The organism is Flavobacterium marginilacus (assembly GCF_026870155.1).
GTDB lineage: Bacteria > Bacteroidota > Bacteroidia > Flavobacteriales > Flavobacteriaceae > Flavobacterium > Flavobacterium marginilacus.
Genome location: NZ_CP113975.1, coordinates 2694353 through 2709194, shown reverse-complemented (window position 1 = coordinate 2709194; position 14842 = coordinate 2694353). Strand labels below are relative to the sequence as shown.

The following is a 14842-nucleotide window of genomic DNA, read 5'->3' as shown; positions in this document are numbered from 1 at the left end:
CAACGAGGACACCCCATAATAATTTAGATTTGGTACTTACTGCTGTTTGCGGCTACCTTTGTTTCATGGAAAAAATATTTCGCCCGAGTCCGAGGTCATTCAAAAATACATTTTGCGTTTTTCATGAGGTACTGCCTGATCGGATTACCGGAATGCCGGTGCAGTATGACAGTCAGTCGGGCAGTAAATATTATTATACCAAAGAGGGGATGTACCGCCTTTCGAACCATTGGGGGAGGTTGGCCAATAGCAAATGGAGACTGATACCGATGGAACCGGAGACGGATTCTAAATTCAAAATTGGTTTCGCGAGATGGGATGAGTTTTATCCCGATAATGCAGAGGAAGAATTGTATTATCTGGAAGCCGATTATGAAAAAAGAACGGTTAATTATCAGCATCGAAATAATCCGAACTATGATTCCAAAGCAATATTAAGAACAAGTTTTGCCACTGCAAAAAGAATTAAGCAGATCCGGAATTTATTTGAACTGACTTCATGGGCCAAGTATTTTGATTATGATGATATTGATGAATTGCGCAGGAAAATTATAGAGGAACTGATTTTTACCGATAAACCTTTGGAGGAAATTAAAAGAGAAATTTAGTTGCTCGCAGCTATTAATATCAAATCATTCGGACTGATTGGCTTTGATAAATAAGCAATGATTTCAGAATATTCTTTTGCTTTGCTTTTATCTTCCAATGCAATTGACGAACTTACAATATATATGTTTGTCTGTTCTTTTATCTGTGATTTTAAGAGTACCATTTCGTTCATAAATTCCCAGCCGTCCATAACAGGCATATTAATATCCAAAAGAATTATATCAGGTGTTGTTTCATTATTATTTAATGTGCATTTTAATGCATCAATGGCGTCCTTACCGTTTTTGAAACTGGAAACACTTGAAAATAATTCTGATTTTTTTATAATTTTATTTACTATAATCTGATAAATAGGGTCATCGTCTATTACCCATATTGTTTTTAGACTCATAAGATATCAATTTTAAATGTTGTTCCCACATTAGGTTCGCTACTTACAGTTATAGAACCGCCCATTGCTTCTATTTGGTTTTTTGTGATGAATAACCCAACTCCTTTTGAAGATGGATCACTGCTGAAAGTCTTATACAGGCCAAAAATTTTATTGCCGTTTTTTACTAAATCTATTCCAATACCGTTATCGGATATTTCCAGATAATTTTTATCATCTTCGGTTATCCACTTTAAATATATGATTATTTTTCGTTCCGGATGACTATACCTGATTGCATTTGAAATTAAATTATAAAGAATGCTTTCTAAATAGGCAGGGTTGTAATTGATAATCAGATCTTCAGGAATATGATTGAAGATTGCTATTTTTTTTGAAATAATCTGCTGGGAGAATACTTTCATCACATTTTCAACATACTCATTCAAATTCAATCGCTGAACTACTAAACTGACGTTTGTCCGTATATTGATTACCTCGTTTAAATGCTGCATTGTTTCATTAAGCAGACCAGAAACTGAAATTAACAATCCTAACATTTGTTCTTTTTCCTCAGGAGTTTCTGAAGTCTGAAGTAAAGTAACAATTGAAGCAATATTACTGGTGTGAGACCTTAGATTATGTGAAATTATATAGGAAAAATTCAACAGTCTTTCGTTTTGCCTGGATACCAGATTAAATGAATTATTTAAATCAGCTTCGATGTTTTTTGATTTTGTTATGTCAATCATTATACCATGCAGACTTGTCGCCACTCCATTTTCATAAACAATATTTACCATATCCCGAAGCCATATAACCGTTCCGTTTTTACAGACCATTCTATATTCGAAATCATGATTTAAAAGCTGATTTGTTTTTTTAGTGCAATATTCCAGTGCCCAATCTCTGTCATCTGGATAAATGTGTTCGCTCCAAAAATTTGGGTTGCTCAACCATTCCTCTGAGGTAAAACCTAAAATCTGTTCGACTTTTTTGCTGACAAAAGTAAATCTAAATGTTTTTATATCACATTCCCAAACAATTCCGTCTATGGTATTAATAAGGGCTTCGACTTTTCGCTGCGAGTTAACGATCAATTTTTCGTTTTTCTTTCGAAAAGTAATATCCTCCGTTGAAATAATCATTCGTCCCATAGTTTTTTCATACCCGCGAATTGCATTCCATTGAAAGTGAATATCTATTGATTCACCGTTGCTGTTCTTTATTTTGGTATCATAGGCAAATTGCCTTTTGTTTTGTGTAATTGCAACTAATTGTTTTATAAAATCGTTTATGGTTTCAGTATCCAGTACCTGTTCTAAATTGTTATCTAACTCATTTTTTGTTTTTATATTAAGGAGCTGCAGGCATTGGTCATTTACAGCAATAACTTTGATTAGTGCAAAGCATTTTAATACTGTTTCTGGATTCTCTTTAAAATAGCTTTCTGCTGTGGATGCTTTTTTGCCAACGAGATTTAAATCCGTCAGGTAATTTTTAATTAAAGACAAATCAATTTCCCACATTGGTATAGGTGAATTATCAAAGAGGTTTCTAAACTGTTTTTCACTTTTTTTAAGATCCTCCAAAATTTGCTTTTGCAAGGTAATATCTTCAACAATAGCAATATTGGTTCTTCTTTCTTTTTTTGTTTTCGAAAGTGACGAAACAATTAAATTTACCCATATGGTTATATTGGATTTAGTAATATATCTTTTTTTGGTGGTATAATTTTTAATTTTTTCTTCTTTAAGTTCATATACGTTTAGCTCATTTTTCGGTAAATCTTTTGGATGCGTGATTGACTGATAATTTTTGGTTTTCATTTCTTGTTCTGAATATCCTAATAACTCACAAAATTTACTATTGATTTCTAGAAATTTACCTGTTTCTTCATCAACAAGAGCAATTCCCAGCGGAGCCTGATCAAAAATAGTTTTAAATTTAATTTCGCTGTTCAATAGTTTTGAGGCTTGAATGTTGACCAGGTGCTGTAATTGACGCGGTCTGTTTAATAAAACTGTGACAAGCGAGGCTATGAGCAGTGCCAGAATAAATCCTAAAATTGAAGGCAGAAAAAGAACAGAGTAATGATACTTCTGCTTTTTTTGACTGAGATATAATTTCCAATTTCCGTCAGGAATCTTTTTAAAAATTTGTTCTTGTTTATAAATATCTTTTTTGACAGGAAGAAAAAATTCTTCTTTTTTAGTATTGGGATTTATTTTTGAAAACTGAAAATAATATTTATTGGTGTCAATTGAATTGATTCCGGAAACTTTTAATAAATCTTTGAATTTAATTACAACTGCAGAAAATCCCCAAAACTTGTTTTTTTTGTAAACTGGTAATCTGCCAACAATGCCAATTCCGCCCTGCCTCAAGACCAAAGGACCGGCAAAATACATTTTTTTATCTGCTAATGATTTAAATGCTTCATTTCTAATACTTGGAATCTTAAAAATATTAAGATTTAAAGCAGATTTATTTTCCTCTAATGGATAAATATACTTGATAACTCCATCTGGTACCAGCTGAACTGCACTAATAGAATTATTTGAAGCCAAAAGCTGTGAACTTATAGATTCAAAATTATCAGGAGTGCCACTGTCATTAATCGTTAATGCAAGTGTTAATGTAGTAGTGTAACAGCCCTTAAGGCACTGTTCTATGTTTTGGTGCAGATTCTCAAGAGTCTGCCCCATTTCACGGCGCTCATTTACTTTAATAACCTGAAAACGCAGAAAAATTGAAAGACCAACACAAAAACTTAGGATTAAAAAAATTAAAAATCCTGTCATTTTTGGTTTCGTTATAAACCAGCGAATATAATTGGGCCATTTAATTTCGTACATCATTGGATATTATACTGTAAGGTCTAAAAAGGTGTTTTTTGGGATAAAAAAAGAAATTATAAATCCTAAAGATACCATTTCTAATTTACAGAAGTAAAAAAATACTCATTTTATTTAATACAGGTCATCCAAAATAATGGTTTATCAAAATAAAAATAACAGTCATTTAAATAATAAATCCGAACTTTGCATGCGTTCTTTTATTGGAGCAATTTTAAAAACAGAACTTCATTTTAAAAAAATGAAATAAAAAAAAGAGAGATACAATGAGCCGGAACAACGAAAAAAACATCAAGAAACACAACGACAAACTGCACAAAGCCCAAGCAAAAGCAAAGCAGGCTGAAATGGAGCGCAAAGAAAAACTGAAACAGATCACTAAAAAATTTAATGAAAGTAAGTCTTCGGATGATATTGTAAATTAGCATATTATGAATAAAAATAAATTTGATGAATTAAAAAACGGCGTTCAGCAAATCATCGATTTGATTGCTGTAAAGAATGCAAAGGATGCCAATAATAAATTGGCAGAAGTGAGCGATGAACTCGATGAGTTACTGGATTATGCCGAAGAAGATGAAGAACTTATTGAAATCAGTAAATATCAGGTATTATTGAACCAACTGCAGCAAAAAATTGTTCTGCTTAAGGCACAGCTTAACTAATTTAGGTTTATGATTCACGAAAATTGCTATTGCGGTTCTGATACATCTTTTGAATCGTGCTGTAATCTTTATATAAGCGGTGCTATAAAAGTCCCAACAGCCTTAGCACTGATGAAGTCTCGATATTCAGCTTATGCCACACATCAGGCGGATTATTTATTGGCAACCACACATATCAGTGAAAGAAAATATTATTCGAAAGAGGATATTCTGCATTGGGCAACAGTCAATACATGGCAGAAATTGGAAATCATTTCTTCAACAGAAAATACAGTGGAGTTTAAGGCATATTTCATTGATGAAAACAATCAAAACCAAGTACATTATGAATTTTCAACTTTTAAAAAAGAAAATGATTCTTGGTTCTATGTTGATGGAAAATTCAAATAATATTACAATAGATAATTATGGCAAAAGGCTTTGGAATTTTAATAATAGCTTTGCTTTGTGCTTCTTGCAAAACAAATCTTCCCACTCCAAAAGCAGTTGAAACTAATGAACCTTCTTTTGCTTATAAACAGCAGATGGAAAATCTGGAAAAAGGAATTTACTTTCGCGGAAGCGGAAACGAACCCCGCTGGAGCTTAAAAATTTCAGAGAAAAACATTGAGTTTACCTCATTAAAATCAGGTTATGAGTCCTTGAGCGGTCATCATACAGAGCCGCTTCTGGCCATGGATGCCAATGTCAAAATGTATCGGGTTCCAATTACTGATGGTACAATGATTGTTCAGATTATGCAACAGGAATGCATAAATACAATGTCTGGCGATAAATCATCTTATTCTGTCCGAATAGAAATTGTGAAAGATAACAAATCTGAATTTTTTAATGGCTGCGGAAATTACATTACAGATTTTAGACTGCATGACATTTGGGTTTTAGAAAAAATAAACGGTGAAAATGTTACTTCAGCAAATTATGCCAAAGAAATACCCAATCTTGAAATAAACAGTACAACAAATACATTTATGGGGTCTGCTGGCTGTAATAGGGTAGGAGGCGATATTTTTTTCGAAAGAGGATTGTTGCGCTTTATAAATATTAATTCTACCGAAATGGTCTGTGCTGATAATAATAATGAAGCTGTTTTACTCAAAACGCTGCAAAGTACTGCCAAATATAAAGTAGAAAACTTACGATTAATACTCACCAATTCTTTAGGAAATGAATTGATCTTTAAAAAAGTAGATTAATTGACTATTTAGACACATCGTTTTAACGTAAAATTATAAATTGTTTGTTGTTTGTTCATTTAAAAATAATCTAAATTTATGATTATGGAGAACACAATAAAAAAAGGGTTTTATTTTAAGACTTACGAAGCACCGTTTCAGTCTCCGTTTGATAAGCTTTTTGAAATTTTCAAGGAACTTATCACGCACACTTCGGGAGATTTTGACGAAGCCATCAGCTGGATGCGCGAATTGGACAAAGAATACAAACTAACCGATGAATCATATACCATCGATGATTTCATTGAGGATTTAAAGAAAAAAGGATACATCCGAGAAGAACTCAAGGACGATGGAACAACTGGTACAGGAATTACCGCCAAAACCGAACGTGCTATTCGCCAGCAGGCTTTGGATAACATTTTCGGCAACCTAAAAAAATCAGGGAGCGGTAACCATAAAACCAAACACGTTGGCAACGGAGATGAACATACGGGTGAGTTTCGGGAGTTTCATTTTGGTGACGGTCTCGAACGCATTTCATTGACCGAAAGCCTGCGGAATGCTCAAATCAATAATGGAGTGGGAGATTTTAAGCTGACCGAAAATGATCTGGTTGTCGAAGAAACCCGTTACAAGTCCCAAATGAGCACCGTTTTAATGATTGACATCAGCCACAGTATGATTCTGTATGGCGAAGACCGCATAACGCCGGCCAAAAAAGTCGCAATGGCTTTGGCCGAATTAATCACTACCCGCTACCCAAAAGACACGCTGGATATTTTGGTTTTCGGTGACGATGCCTGGCGGATTTCAATCCGGGATCTGCCATATTTGAGAGTCGGTCCGTTTCACACCAATACCGTTGCCGGTCTGCAATTGGCAATGGATTTATTGCGCCGAAAAAGAAACACCAACAAACAGATTTTTATGATTACCGACGGCAAGCCAAGCTGTGTGAGGGAAAAAGACGGCTCTTATTATATGAACAGTAACGGCTTGGATCATTATATCGTTGAAAAATGCTACACACAGGCGCAGCAAGCCCGAAAACTTCATATCCCAATAACCACTTTTATGATTGCCAACGATCCTTATCTGCAAAAATTTGTGAATAAGTTCACCGAAGCCAATCAGGGAAAAGCCTTCTATACCGGACTAAAAGGTTTAGGCGAAATGATTTTTGAGGATTATGAAACCAACAGAAAAAAACGAATAAAATAGTTTACAATATCAATTGCAATACAAATTTAAACGAAATCAAAATTAATGGACAATATAAAAACTTTCGGAGAATTAAAGAAATCAGGATACTTAAGCAAAAGCATCAAAGATGAATTGCGCCATAATTTAAGAGAAAAAATAAAATCAGGAAAACCTGCTTTTGAAGGCGTTCATGGTTTTGAGAATACTGTAATTCCAGAATTGGAAAGAGCTATTTTGTCACGCCACAATATAAATTTATTGGGACTACGAGGACAGGCCAAAACTAGATTGGCCCGAAAAATGATTGAATTACTGGATGATTACATTCCTTATGTGACAGGTTCCGAAATCAATGATGATCCTTTTAACCCATTATCTCGTTTTGCTAAAGATTTAATTGCTGAAAAAGGTGACGAGACTCCAATCTCGTGGCTGCACAGAAACGAACGCTTTTTCGAAAAACTTGCTACTCCAGATGTAACCGTAGCCGATTTGATAGGAGATGTCGATCCGATAAAAGCAGCTAATTTAAAGCTGTCATATGCTGATGACCGTGTAATTCATTTTGGAATGATTCCGCGTGCTAACCGTTGTATTTTTGTGATTAACGAATTACCCGATCTTCAGGCAAGAATTCAAGTAGCTTTATTTAATATTCTGCAGGAAGGCGACATTCAGATTCGCGGATTTAAACTCCGAATGCCGCTTGATATGCAGTTTGTTTTTACCGCAAATCCTGAAGATTATACCAATAGAGGAAGTATTGTCACGCCTTTGAAAGACAGAATCGGTTCGCAAATTCTAACGCATTATCCGCAGGATATCCAGATTGCCAAAACGATTACGGCGCAAGAAGCTAAGCTTGACAACGCTCAAAGCGAATCAGTTTATATTCCCTCTTTAGCGAAAGATTTATTGGAGCAAATCAGTTTTGAAGCCCGGGAAAGCGAATTTATTGATAACAAAAGCGGTGTAAGTGCCCGACTGAGCATTACAGCTTATGAAAATCTATTAAGTACTGCGGAACGCCGTGCCTTACTCTCAGGAACAGATAAAACCACTTTACGCTTATCTGATTTTATGGGAGTAATTCCATCGATAACCGGTAAAGTTGAATTGGTTTACGAAGGAGAGCAGGAGGGAGCATCTTTTGTGGCACAGCGCCTGATAAATGATGCCATTCATACCTTATTTCCTTCCTTTTTTCCAAAAATAGAAAAACTGGAAAAGCAAGGCGAAAAAACACCTTATAGTGATATTTTGGATTGGTTTTTCACCGAAAGCGGCTTTGAATTGCTGGACGATTGTACAGATGAAGAATACAAATCAATTTTAGACAGTATAACCCCTCTCGATAAATTAATCGAAAAATACCTGCCAAACCTGGACAAAAAAGACCGCAATTTTATGAAAGAATTTATTTTGTGGGGATTAGTAGAATACAAAAAACTGAGTAAAGACCGTGTTGCTGTAGGATATCAGTTCAGGGATATTTTTGGAAGTTATATCAGCAGATTATAAGGAATTTGAATATCAATGTAAGCAAATTAGACGAATTTCTCACTAAATATTGTTCAAAATATAATTCTCGCAAAGACGCGAAGCCACAAAGAAAAACTAACCTTAACTTTGTGGCTTCGCGTCTTTGCGAGAATAATTAAAACTTATATTTCAATAAAATCAATGAAATAATAACGCAATCAGGATCTCCATAAAAATCAATATAATCACAATCCATTCCAATCGGGAACTTTCATTAACATTCAGAACATCAGTAAAAAGTTTTAAATTTTCTTCTACAATACCCAATCTATAATCAAGATCCCTAAAACGCGGATTAATATCAAAATTGGCTTTCAAATACCGGTTTAATAAATTCAGTTCTTCGTTGTCCCAAACCAAATTTGGGTCATCAAGAATATACAGATTATCAACTATACTGTTTTTTACATTCAGAACTTTCCCGATGTATTTGAGCAGATTTTTTTTAGAAATACTCAGTTTTCCCCGGCGTTCCAATTCCTGAATGTACTTTTTAGACGAAGTAATAAGATCATCTGTAAGCGCTTCATAATAGTCCAGAGCAACTGACTGTGCAATATTGAGCATTACGATCTTCATCACCGAAGCATCAACATGAGGAACCGAAACATAATCATTTTTGATAACTGCTTTTGGAATGTTTTCGTCAATTTCTATGCGGTATTCTTCAAATAAATCCAGATCAACATTTATTGAAGCATAATTTTTGACAAAATCAATAAACTCCTTTTTCTTGGGTGCTGTAAAATTTGCAAAAACTACCACGCCATAATCAAAAATATAGAGGTAGCGCTTTTTATTTGTGTAAGTGTAAAAAATCTCAGATGGCGAACTCGAATGAGGCTGAATCTCAAATTCAGTCCTTAATTTTTTAATGTTAAAAGCTTCTGCAATCTGAATGGCTTCAATTTTGATGAAATTAGTTTTTTCCATAAACACATATTTTCAATCTATAAACCAAAAATTTTGGTTTATAGATTGAAATGTAAATTCGATTGTTTTTTAAACAAAAAGATTTGCTTCGCTGTTTCTATTATTCTTTATAACCTGAACTCGATTAATAATTTTGGTTGAAAATTTTGTAGAAAAAGGTAAAATTTAGTATATTTAAATTTCTGACAATTAAATATTTAACTAAACTCTACCTTATGATTTGTTTTGATAAAATTACAGATATTTTTTCTATTGTTGATGAATTTTGCAAAGATTTTGATAAAACCACACAGTCTTTTCTGCTAGGAAAACCTTCCAAACGTCCTTCGATTATGTCAAAATCAGAAGTAATTACAATTTATTTACTTTTTCATTTGAGTGGTTTTCGCTGTTTCAAGCATTATTACATTTTTTATGTCCAAAAGCATATGCAAAATGAATTTCCTAATACAGTTTCTTATAATCGCTTTTTAGAACTAATGCAAAGTGTTCTTTTGCCAATGACAATTTTTGCCAAAACCTGTTGCTTAGGCAATTGCACAGGCATTTCGTTTGTAGACTCAACACCAATTAGAGTTTGTAAAAACAAACGAATCAGTAGAAACAAAGTTTTTAAAGGTATTGCCACTACAGGGAAATCTACAATGGGCTGGTTTCATGGGTTTAAACTCCACATCATCATTAATGACAAAGGAGAATTGTTAAGTTTTGCTGTAACTCAAGCCAACGTAGATGATAGAGAGCCACTGAAAAATGAGGGCTTTTTGAATGCTATTTTCGGAAAACTATTTGGTGATAAAGGATATATAAGCGAGAAACTCTCTCAATTATTATTTGTTGATGGAATCCAATTAATTACAAGTATTCGAAATAATATGAAAAATAGTTTGATGGAAATGAGTGATAAAATTTTACTCCGTAAACGTTCAATAATAGAAACGGTTAACGATGAACTTAAAAATATTTGCCAAGTTGAACATTCTAGACATCGTTCATTTACCAACTTTTTGTCAAATCTTATCGCTGGAATAATTGCTTATAATTTTCTGCCTAAAAAACCTTCTTTGAAATACGAAACGATTAAAACTAACCAATTGGCTGTATTTTATTAATCGAGTTCAGGTTTATAGCTTTCTATATATAATTTTTCCAAAATCAAACGTGCTTCATTATCAGAATTAGCCGAAAAACCAGCCACAAAAACTCCTTTTTTACCAGATCTTGAAATTATTCCATAAACAACAGATTCTTCGTCTGGATCTGTATCACCTTCGTATCGGTACACATGTTCTACCGTATAGTAATGAGGATTTGATTTAATACCTTCAAAATAAAGATTGAAATCATAATCAAATCCTTTTTCTTTCAAATCATTCAAAGCTTCCAAAACTGTTGTATAATGATAGGTTGGTTTCATTTTTTTAGTTTCTGAGTTATTAATTTTCTAATAAAAAAGATTCATAGGTTTAAAAGCTTTGAAACTTAGAAGCTCAAAAATTTAGAATCTAATAAAGGTAACTATTTTATTTTTAATATGTTGTAAAGGACTTGTTAAAGTAAAAGCGGTATTCTTGACAAACCTTGATTTATGTTGTAGATTTGTACCGCAGACCGCCTTATCGTCGTTCCGATTCATCGGAAGGGAGGAAAGTCCGGACACCATAGAGAAGCATAGCGGGTAACACCCGTCGGTTACGTTTTAGAACGTGATTAGGACAAGTGCAACAGAAAGTATGTACAGGTAATGCTGTAGTGAAACCAGGTAAACTCTATGTGGTGAAATATCAAGTATATCAGCATTTAAGGGCTTCTCGTCCGTTGCTGAAGGGTAGATAGCTTGAGTCTTGAAGTAATTCAAGATCTAGATAAATGGTAAGGTATCGTTAGTGATAGCGTGAACAGAATCCGGCTTATAGGTCTGCATTTTTTGAAAAATACATTTAGACCCGACAGGTTTTTGATACCTATCGGGTCTTTTTCTTATTTAGCTGTTAAAAACTAACCTTCGTCTTCTTCAGTGTCTTTTCGATTAGACTCATCATCAATTTCTTCCTCTTCGGCAGAGTCCAATTCGAAGAAACTAAAGATAGAACCTCCATAACTTTTCTGGAAAGAAAAATTAATCAAATGATCTAATTTGGTATATTTTGAATGTTCAATAATCATCATGCCTTCCTCGTTCAACAATCCTTTTTCGAAAATAGATAAAACGATTCTTTCAAAAGTCTTTTGATCCAGACCATAAGGCGGATCAGCAAAAATAATATCGTAAGTCGTTTTGTTTTTTTCTATAAAAGCAAAAACGTCACTTTTGGTCGCTGCAATGCTAAAATCATATTCGGCAGAAACTTGCTTGATGAATTTTACACAGCCAAAATCACCATCGACAGAAGTAATTGGAAAACTTCCCCTCGAAGCAAACTCATAACTGATATTACCAGTTCCGGCAAATAAATCCAATACTTTAAGGCCTTCAAAACTAAAATGATTATTCAAAACATTAAATAATGCTTCTTTACTCATATCGGTTGTAGGTCGAACGGGCAAGCCTTTTGGCGGAAAAATGCGTCTTCCTTTGTATTTTCCGGATATGATTCTCATGAGTTAAAAAGTATAAAATGTTGTTGGTTTTGAGCTCTTGAAAAAGTATTGCTCTTCTGCAAATTAGTTACATCAAAGAAAGAAACGTTTCGAATGTATTTGAAAGCAATTTTATAAAAATCATCTTCTTCTGAAATTGCTCCTAATAATTCTAAATGAAAACTCTCAGGGTTCATATTCAATTGTTCGGCGCTAAAAAGCAGATAATAAATAAAATCCTCAGGGGTTTTGTATTCGAATGAATTGAACAAAAGCAGTTTTTGATTCTGAATTACAATAATTTCAAAATGACCGGGATTAAAATGCACAATCATTTTCTTGGTATCATTGTTTTTGGATGCATCCAAAAGTCTGGAAACCAAAATAGTATTGGCGTGCTTGTAATCAAATGAACCAAATTGGTCTATGAAAAAATTATTGATATTTACATAAGGAATATAAACCGCATTCATTTGATAATTAGTGATTTCATCAAATGCAAAAAAGTCGGTTTCAAAAACCTTTGTATTGTACTGCAGATAACTTCCCATAAAATTTTCGTCAAATAGGGCAGTGGGAACAAAGGTTGAAAGATTGTTATTATGAATCACGAGAATTTCATCATAACTGTCATTCAATTCCGGATAATTCCGAAAAGCGTTCGAAAACAATTCCTCAATCTTGGTCGATTTATGAAAAGTATCAAAATGGATTTCGTTTATCGACGTAATCCTGTTATGAAGAGTATCAAAACAGCAAAAAGAAAGTCCCGTCAGTGAAACCTGAATGGAAAGTTTTTTGTATTTTTTATCGGTTATATTAATGTTCATAGTATTTTTTGCAACAATGCAAACTTACGAATTTCAATGGCAATATCAATTGCAATTTCAAAAATCAATAACAATCACAATATCAATGACAAATTCAAAAATTAAATAAAATTATAGAATAATTGGTGTTTATTTTTTTCTAGAGCAGAACATTTGTTTTTTTCTCAAGCATCCTCCAGCTATCCGCTGCAATCTTGCATGCCGAAACCCGGCATACAAGGATTTCCACTGCTATCTGGGCTAGCGACAAGTTTAGTTTTTCATAACGAGATTTCGACAAAGAAATATCTATAAAGATTTGTCATTCCTGAAGGAATCTCACACAAAGCAAATAACAAACGTGCGATTCCTACGGAATGACAAGATTGTGTAAAAATCAATTGAATATTATTTGACTTAAATTTTCAAACACTTTACTATTGCCATTTAATTGATTTTGACATTGTCATTGCTATTGCTATTACTATTGATATTGATATTGAATTTGATTTTTGTCATTGCAATTGATATTGCCATTGAAAAAGCCTTACTTTGCAATAAAATGTTCCTGATGAATTCCTCCTCATTTTATAGCCATTTACAGAAAAAATTTCCTTTTCAGCCGACATATAATCAGGATATTTTTTTTCAGAAAATCGCCATTTTCCTGACAGATAGTTATAATGACACCATTTTTGTCTTGAAAGGATATGCAGGAACGGGAAAAACTACCGTGATTTCGACAATTGTAAACAGTTTATTGGATAATAATCAAAAGTCCGTTTTGTTGGCGCCAACAGGACGCGCGGCGAAGGTAATTGCCAATTATTCGAACAAACCCGCTTTTACAATTCATAAAAAAATCTATTTCCCAAAGAAAAATTCAGGTGGAGGAGTTTCGTTTACTTTGCAACCCAATAAACATAAAAACACGATTTTCATAGTTGATGAAGCCTCGATGATTTCGGACGCCAATTCGGATTCCAAATTATATGAAAACGGCTCATTGCTTGATGATTTAATTTCCTATGTATATTCGGGAACCAATTGTAAAATGATCCTTTTGGGAGACACCGCTCAGTTGCCACCGGTAAATTTGGACATAAGCCCTGCTTTGGATATTAACACTTTAAGTATTCATTACAATAAAGAAGTAGAACATATTGAACTTGATGAAGTAATGCGTCAGGAAGAAAGCTCAGGAATTTTGCATAACGCAACCGAATTGAGAGAGTTATTAAAGGACAGTTTTATATCGGAATTCAAGTTTAATGTTAGGAAATTCAAAGATATTGTGCGCTTGGTTGATGGCTACGACATTCAGGATGCGATTCATTCTGCCTACAGTAATTACAGTATCGAAGACACTGCTTTTATTGTTCGTTCCAATAAAAGAGCGAATCAATACAATGAGCAGATTCGGTCAAAAATCCTTGATAAAGAGAGCGAATTGTCCACAGGCGATTTTTTGATGGTGGTGAAGAATAATTATTTTTGGCTAAAAGACTCTGATGAAGCAGGATTTATTGCCAATGGTGATATCATTGAAGTTTTGGAAATGTTTGGAATCAAAGAATTATACGGTTTTAAATTCGCCAAAGTAAAAATCCGAATGATTGATTATCCCGACCAAAAACCTTTTGAAACCGTACTTTTGATGGATACAATTAAAAGCGAATCACCTTCGTTGACTTTTGAAGAATCAAACAGATTGTATCAGGAAGTAATGAAAGATTACGAAAGCGAAACCACAAAGTATAAAAAGTTCCAAAAAGTAAAGGAAAACGAATATTTCAATGCGTTGCAAGTTAAATTCTCCTATGCGATTACCTGCCATAAATCGCAGGGAGGGCAATGGAATACTGTGTTTATTGAGCAACCGTATTTACCAAACGGCATCGACAGGGATTATGTTCGATGGTTGTACACCGCTATGACAAGAGCCAAAAATAAGTTATATTTGATAGGATTTAAAGACGATAGTTTTGTGGAATAATTTTAAAAAATTAACCATTAAGAAATTAAGGATTCATTAAGTTGCAATGATAAAAACTTAATAGCCTTAATTTCTTAATGGTTTAAAAAAACAATAAAT

The 14842-nt window shown here is 33.6% G+C and carries 15 protein-coding genes and 1 other RNA gene; 10 read left to right on the top strand and 6 right to left on the bottom strand.

Annotated elements, in window-relative coordinates:
* The first annotated feature begins 65 nt into the window (after window positions 1–65).
* The gene (locus OZP07_RS11705) at window positions 66–608 is read left to right on the top strand and encodes a hypothetical protein (RefSeq protein ID WP_281635213.1); all 543 of its coding nucleotides are present in this window, start codon (window positions 66–68) and stop codon (window positions 606–608) included.
* On the opposite strand, the gene OZP07_RS11700 is transcribed toward OZP07_RS11705, so the two are convergent.
* Both OZP07_RS11700 and OZP07_RS11695 read right to left on the bottom strand, forming a co-directional pair.
* A complete protein-coding gene (locus OZP07_RS11700; protein WP_194640609.1) occupies window positions 605–1000 on the bottom strand; it encodes a response regulator in 396 nt (131 codons plus the stop codon). The two genes, OZP07_RS11705 and OZP07_RS11700, sit on opposite strands and share 4 nt — an antisense overlap.
* The gene (locus tag OZP07_RS11695; protein WP_281635212.1) at window positions 997–3783 is read right to left on the bottom strand and encodes a PAS domain S-box protein; all 2787 of its coding nucleotides are present in this window, start codon (window positions 3781–3783) and stop codon (window positions 997–999) included. Before OZP07_RS11695 ends, OZP07_RS11700 begins: the two co-directional genes overlap by 4 nt.
* A gap of 320 nt (window positions 3784–4103) precedes the next feature.
* Between OZP07_RS11695 and OZP07_RS11690 the strand changes: the two genes are divergently transcribed.
* From OZP07_RS11690 to OZP07_RS11665, 6 genes are all read left to right on the top strand, one after another.
* Window positions 4104–4262: a hypothetical protein gene (locus tag OZP07_RS11690; protein WP_194640611.1), complete on the top strand. Its 159-nt coding sequence runs from the start codon at window positions 4104–4106 to the stop codon at window positions 4260–4262.
* A 6-nt stretch (window positions 4263–4268) separates the two neighbouring features.
* Window positions 4269–4502 (top strand): hypothetical protein, encoded by a 234-nt coding sequence (locus OZP07_RS11685; protein ID WP_194640612.1) that lies wholly within the window; start codon window positions 4269–4271, stop codon window positions 4500–4502.
* Between the two features lie 9 nt (window positions 4503–4511).
* Complete coding sequence (locus OZP07_RS11680; RefSeq protein ID WP_194640613.1) at window positions 4512–4892, top strand: YchJ family protein; 381 nt, start codon at window positions 4512–4514, stop codon at window positions 4890–4892.
* A gap of 17 nt (window positions 4893–4909) precedes the next feature.
* Window positions 4910–5698 carry an META domain-containing protein gene (locus OZP07_RS11675; RefSeq protein ID WP_281635211.1) on the top strand — a complete coding sequence of 263 codons (789 nt, stop codon included), beginning with the start codon at window positions 4910–4912 and terminating at the stop codon, window positions 5696–5698.
* An 84-nt stretch (window positions 5699–5782) separates the two neighbouring features.
* On the top strand, window positions 5783–6901 hold the full coding sequence (locus OZP07_RS11670; protein ID WP_281635210.1) for a vWA domain-containing protein: 1119 nt from the start codon (window positions 5783–5785) through the stop codon (window positions 6899–6901).
* A 45-nt stretch (window positions 6902–6946) separates the two neighbouring features.
* A complete protein-coding gene (locus tag OZP07_RS11665; protein WP_281635209.1) occupies window positions 6947–8404 on the top strand; it encodes an AAA family ATPase in 1458 nt (485 codons plus the stop codon).
* A gap of 159 nt (window positions 8405–8563) precedes the next feature.
* Here OZP07_RS11665 and OZP07_RS11660 read toward each other — a convergent pair whose 3' ends face one another.
* The gene (locus OZP07_RS11660; RefSeq protein WP_281635208.1) at window positions 8564–9358 is read right to left on the bottom strand and encodes an RMD1 family protein; all 795 of its coding nucleotides are present in this window, start codon (window positions 9356–9358) and stop codon (window positions 8564–8566) included.
* Window positions 9359–9573: 215 nt separating this feature from the next.
* Between OZP07_RS11660 and OZP07_RS11655 the strand changes: the two genes are divergently transcribed.
* Entirely contained in the window at window positions 9574–10470 is an 897-nt protein-coding gene (locus OZP07_RS11655; RefSeq protein WP_281635207.1) for an IS982 family transposase, read from the top strand.
* Here the strand turns inward: OZP07_RS11655 and OZP07_RS11650 are convergent.
* Window positions 10467–10775 carry a hypothetical protein gene (locus OZP07_RS11650; protein WP_281635206.1) on the bottom strand — a complete coding sequence of 103 codons (309 nt, stop codon included), beginning with the start codon at window positions 10773–10775 and terminating at the stop codon, window positions 10467–10469. The two genes, OZP07_RS11655 and OZP07_RS11650, sit on opposite strands and share 4 nt — an antisense overlap.
* A 186-nt stretch (window positions 10776–10961) precedes the next feature.
* Here OZP07_RS11650 and rnpB point away from each other — a divergent pair.
* Window positions 10962–11287: RNase P RNA component class A (gene rnpB, locus OZP07_RS11645), an RNA gene on the top strand.
* Between the two features lie 69 nt (window positions 11288–11356).
* Here rnpB and OZP07_RS11640 read toward each other — a convergent pair.
* Together OZP07_RS11640 and OZP07_RS11635 are read right to left on the bottom strand one after the other, a co-directional pair.
* On the bottom strand, window positions 11357–11959 hold the full coding sequence (locus tag OZP07_RS11640) for an RsmD family RNA methyltransferase (protein ID WP_281635205.1): 603 nt from the start codon (window positions 11957–11959) through the stop codon (window positions 11357–11359).
* Window positions 11956–12768 carry a DUF3822 family protein gene (locus OZP07_RS11635; protein WP_194640622.1) on the bottom strand — a complete coding sequence of 271 codons (813 nt, stop codon included), beginning with the start codon at window positions 12766–12768 and terminating at the stop codon, window positions 11956–11958. Before OZP07_RS11635 ends, OZP07_RS11640 begins: the two co-directional genes overlap by 4 nt.
* A gap of 550 nt (window positions 12769–13318) precedes the next feature.
* Between OZP07_RS11635 and OZP07_RS11630 the strand changes: the two genes are divergently transcribed.
* Window positions 13319–14743 (top strand): ATP-dependent DNA helicase, encoded by a 1425-nt coding sequence (locus tag OZP07_RS11630; protein WP_281635204.1) that lies wholly within the window; start codon window positions 13319–13321, stop codon window positions 14741–14743.
* Window positions 14744–14842 lie beyond the last annotated feature (99 nt).

What these genes read in the sequence shown, in the direction of transcription:
- OZP07_RS11690 (WP_194640611.1), top strand. Translation starts at nt 4,104, where the DNA reads ATGAGCCGGAACAACGAAAAAAACATCAAGAAACACAACGACAAACTG.
- OZP07_RS11680 (WP_194640613.1), top strand. Translation starts at nt 4,512, where the DNA reads ATGATTCACGAAAATTGCTATTGCGGTTCTGATACATCTTTTGAATCG.
- OZP07_RS11635 (WP_194640622.1), bottom strand. Translation starts at nt 12,768, where the DNA reads ATGAACATTAATATAACCGATAAAAAATACAAAAAACTTTCCATTCAG.
- OZP07_RS11695 (WP_281635212.1), bottom strand. Translation starts at nt 3,783, where the DNA reads ATGACAGGATTTTTAATTTTTTTAATCCTAAGTTTTTGTGTTGGTCTT.
- OZP07_RS11665 (WP_281635209.1), top strand. Translation starts at nt 6,947, where the DNA reads ATGGACAATATAAAAACTTTCGGAGAATTAAAGAAATCAGGATACTTA.
- OZP07_RS11630 (WP_281635204.1), top strand. Translation starts at nt 13,319, where the DNA reads ATGAATTCCTCCTCATTTTATAGCCATTTACAGAAAAAATTTCCTTTT.
- OZP07_RS11640 (WP_281635205.1), bottom strand. Translation starts at nt 11,959, where the DNA reads ATGAGAATCATATCCGGAAAATACAAAGGAAGACGCATTTTTCCGCCA.
- OZP07_RS11650 (WP_281635206.1), bottom strand. Translation starts at nt 10,775, where the DNA reads ATGAAACCAACCTATCATTATACAACAGTTTTGGAAGCTTTGAATGAT.
- OZP07_RS11655 (WP_281635207.1), top strand. Translation starts at nt 9,574, where the DNA reads ATGATTTGTTTTGATAAAATTACAGATATTTTTTCTATTGTTGATGAA.
- OZP07_RS11660 (WP_281635208.1), bottom strand. Translation starts at nt 9,358, where the DNA reads ATGGAAAAAACTAATTTCATCAAAATTGAAGCCATTCAGATTGCAGAA.
- OZP07_RS11675 (WP_281635211.1), top strand. Translation starts at nt 4,910, where the DNA reads ATGGCAAAAGGCTTTGGAATTTTAATAATAGCTTTGCTTTGTGCTTCT.
- OZP07_RS11700 (WP_194640609.1), bottom strand. Translation starts at nt 1,000, where the DNA reads ATGAGTCTAAAAACAATATGGGTAATAGACGATGACCCTATTTATCAG.
- OZP07_RS11685 (WP_194640612.1), top strand. Translation starts at nt 4,269, where the DNA reads ATGAATAAAAATAAATTTGATGAATTAAAAAACGGCGTTCAGCAAATC.
- OZP07_RS11705 (WP_281635213.1), top strand. Translation starts at nt 66, where the DNA reads ATGGAAAAAATATTTCGCCCGAGTCCGAGGTCATTCAAAAATACATTT.
- OZP07_RS11670 (WP_281635210.1), top strand. Translation starts at nt 5,783, where the DNA reads ATGGAGAACACAATAAAAAAAGGGTTTTATTTTAAGACTTACGAAGCA.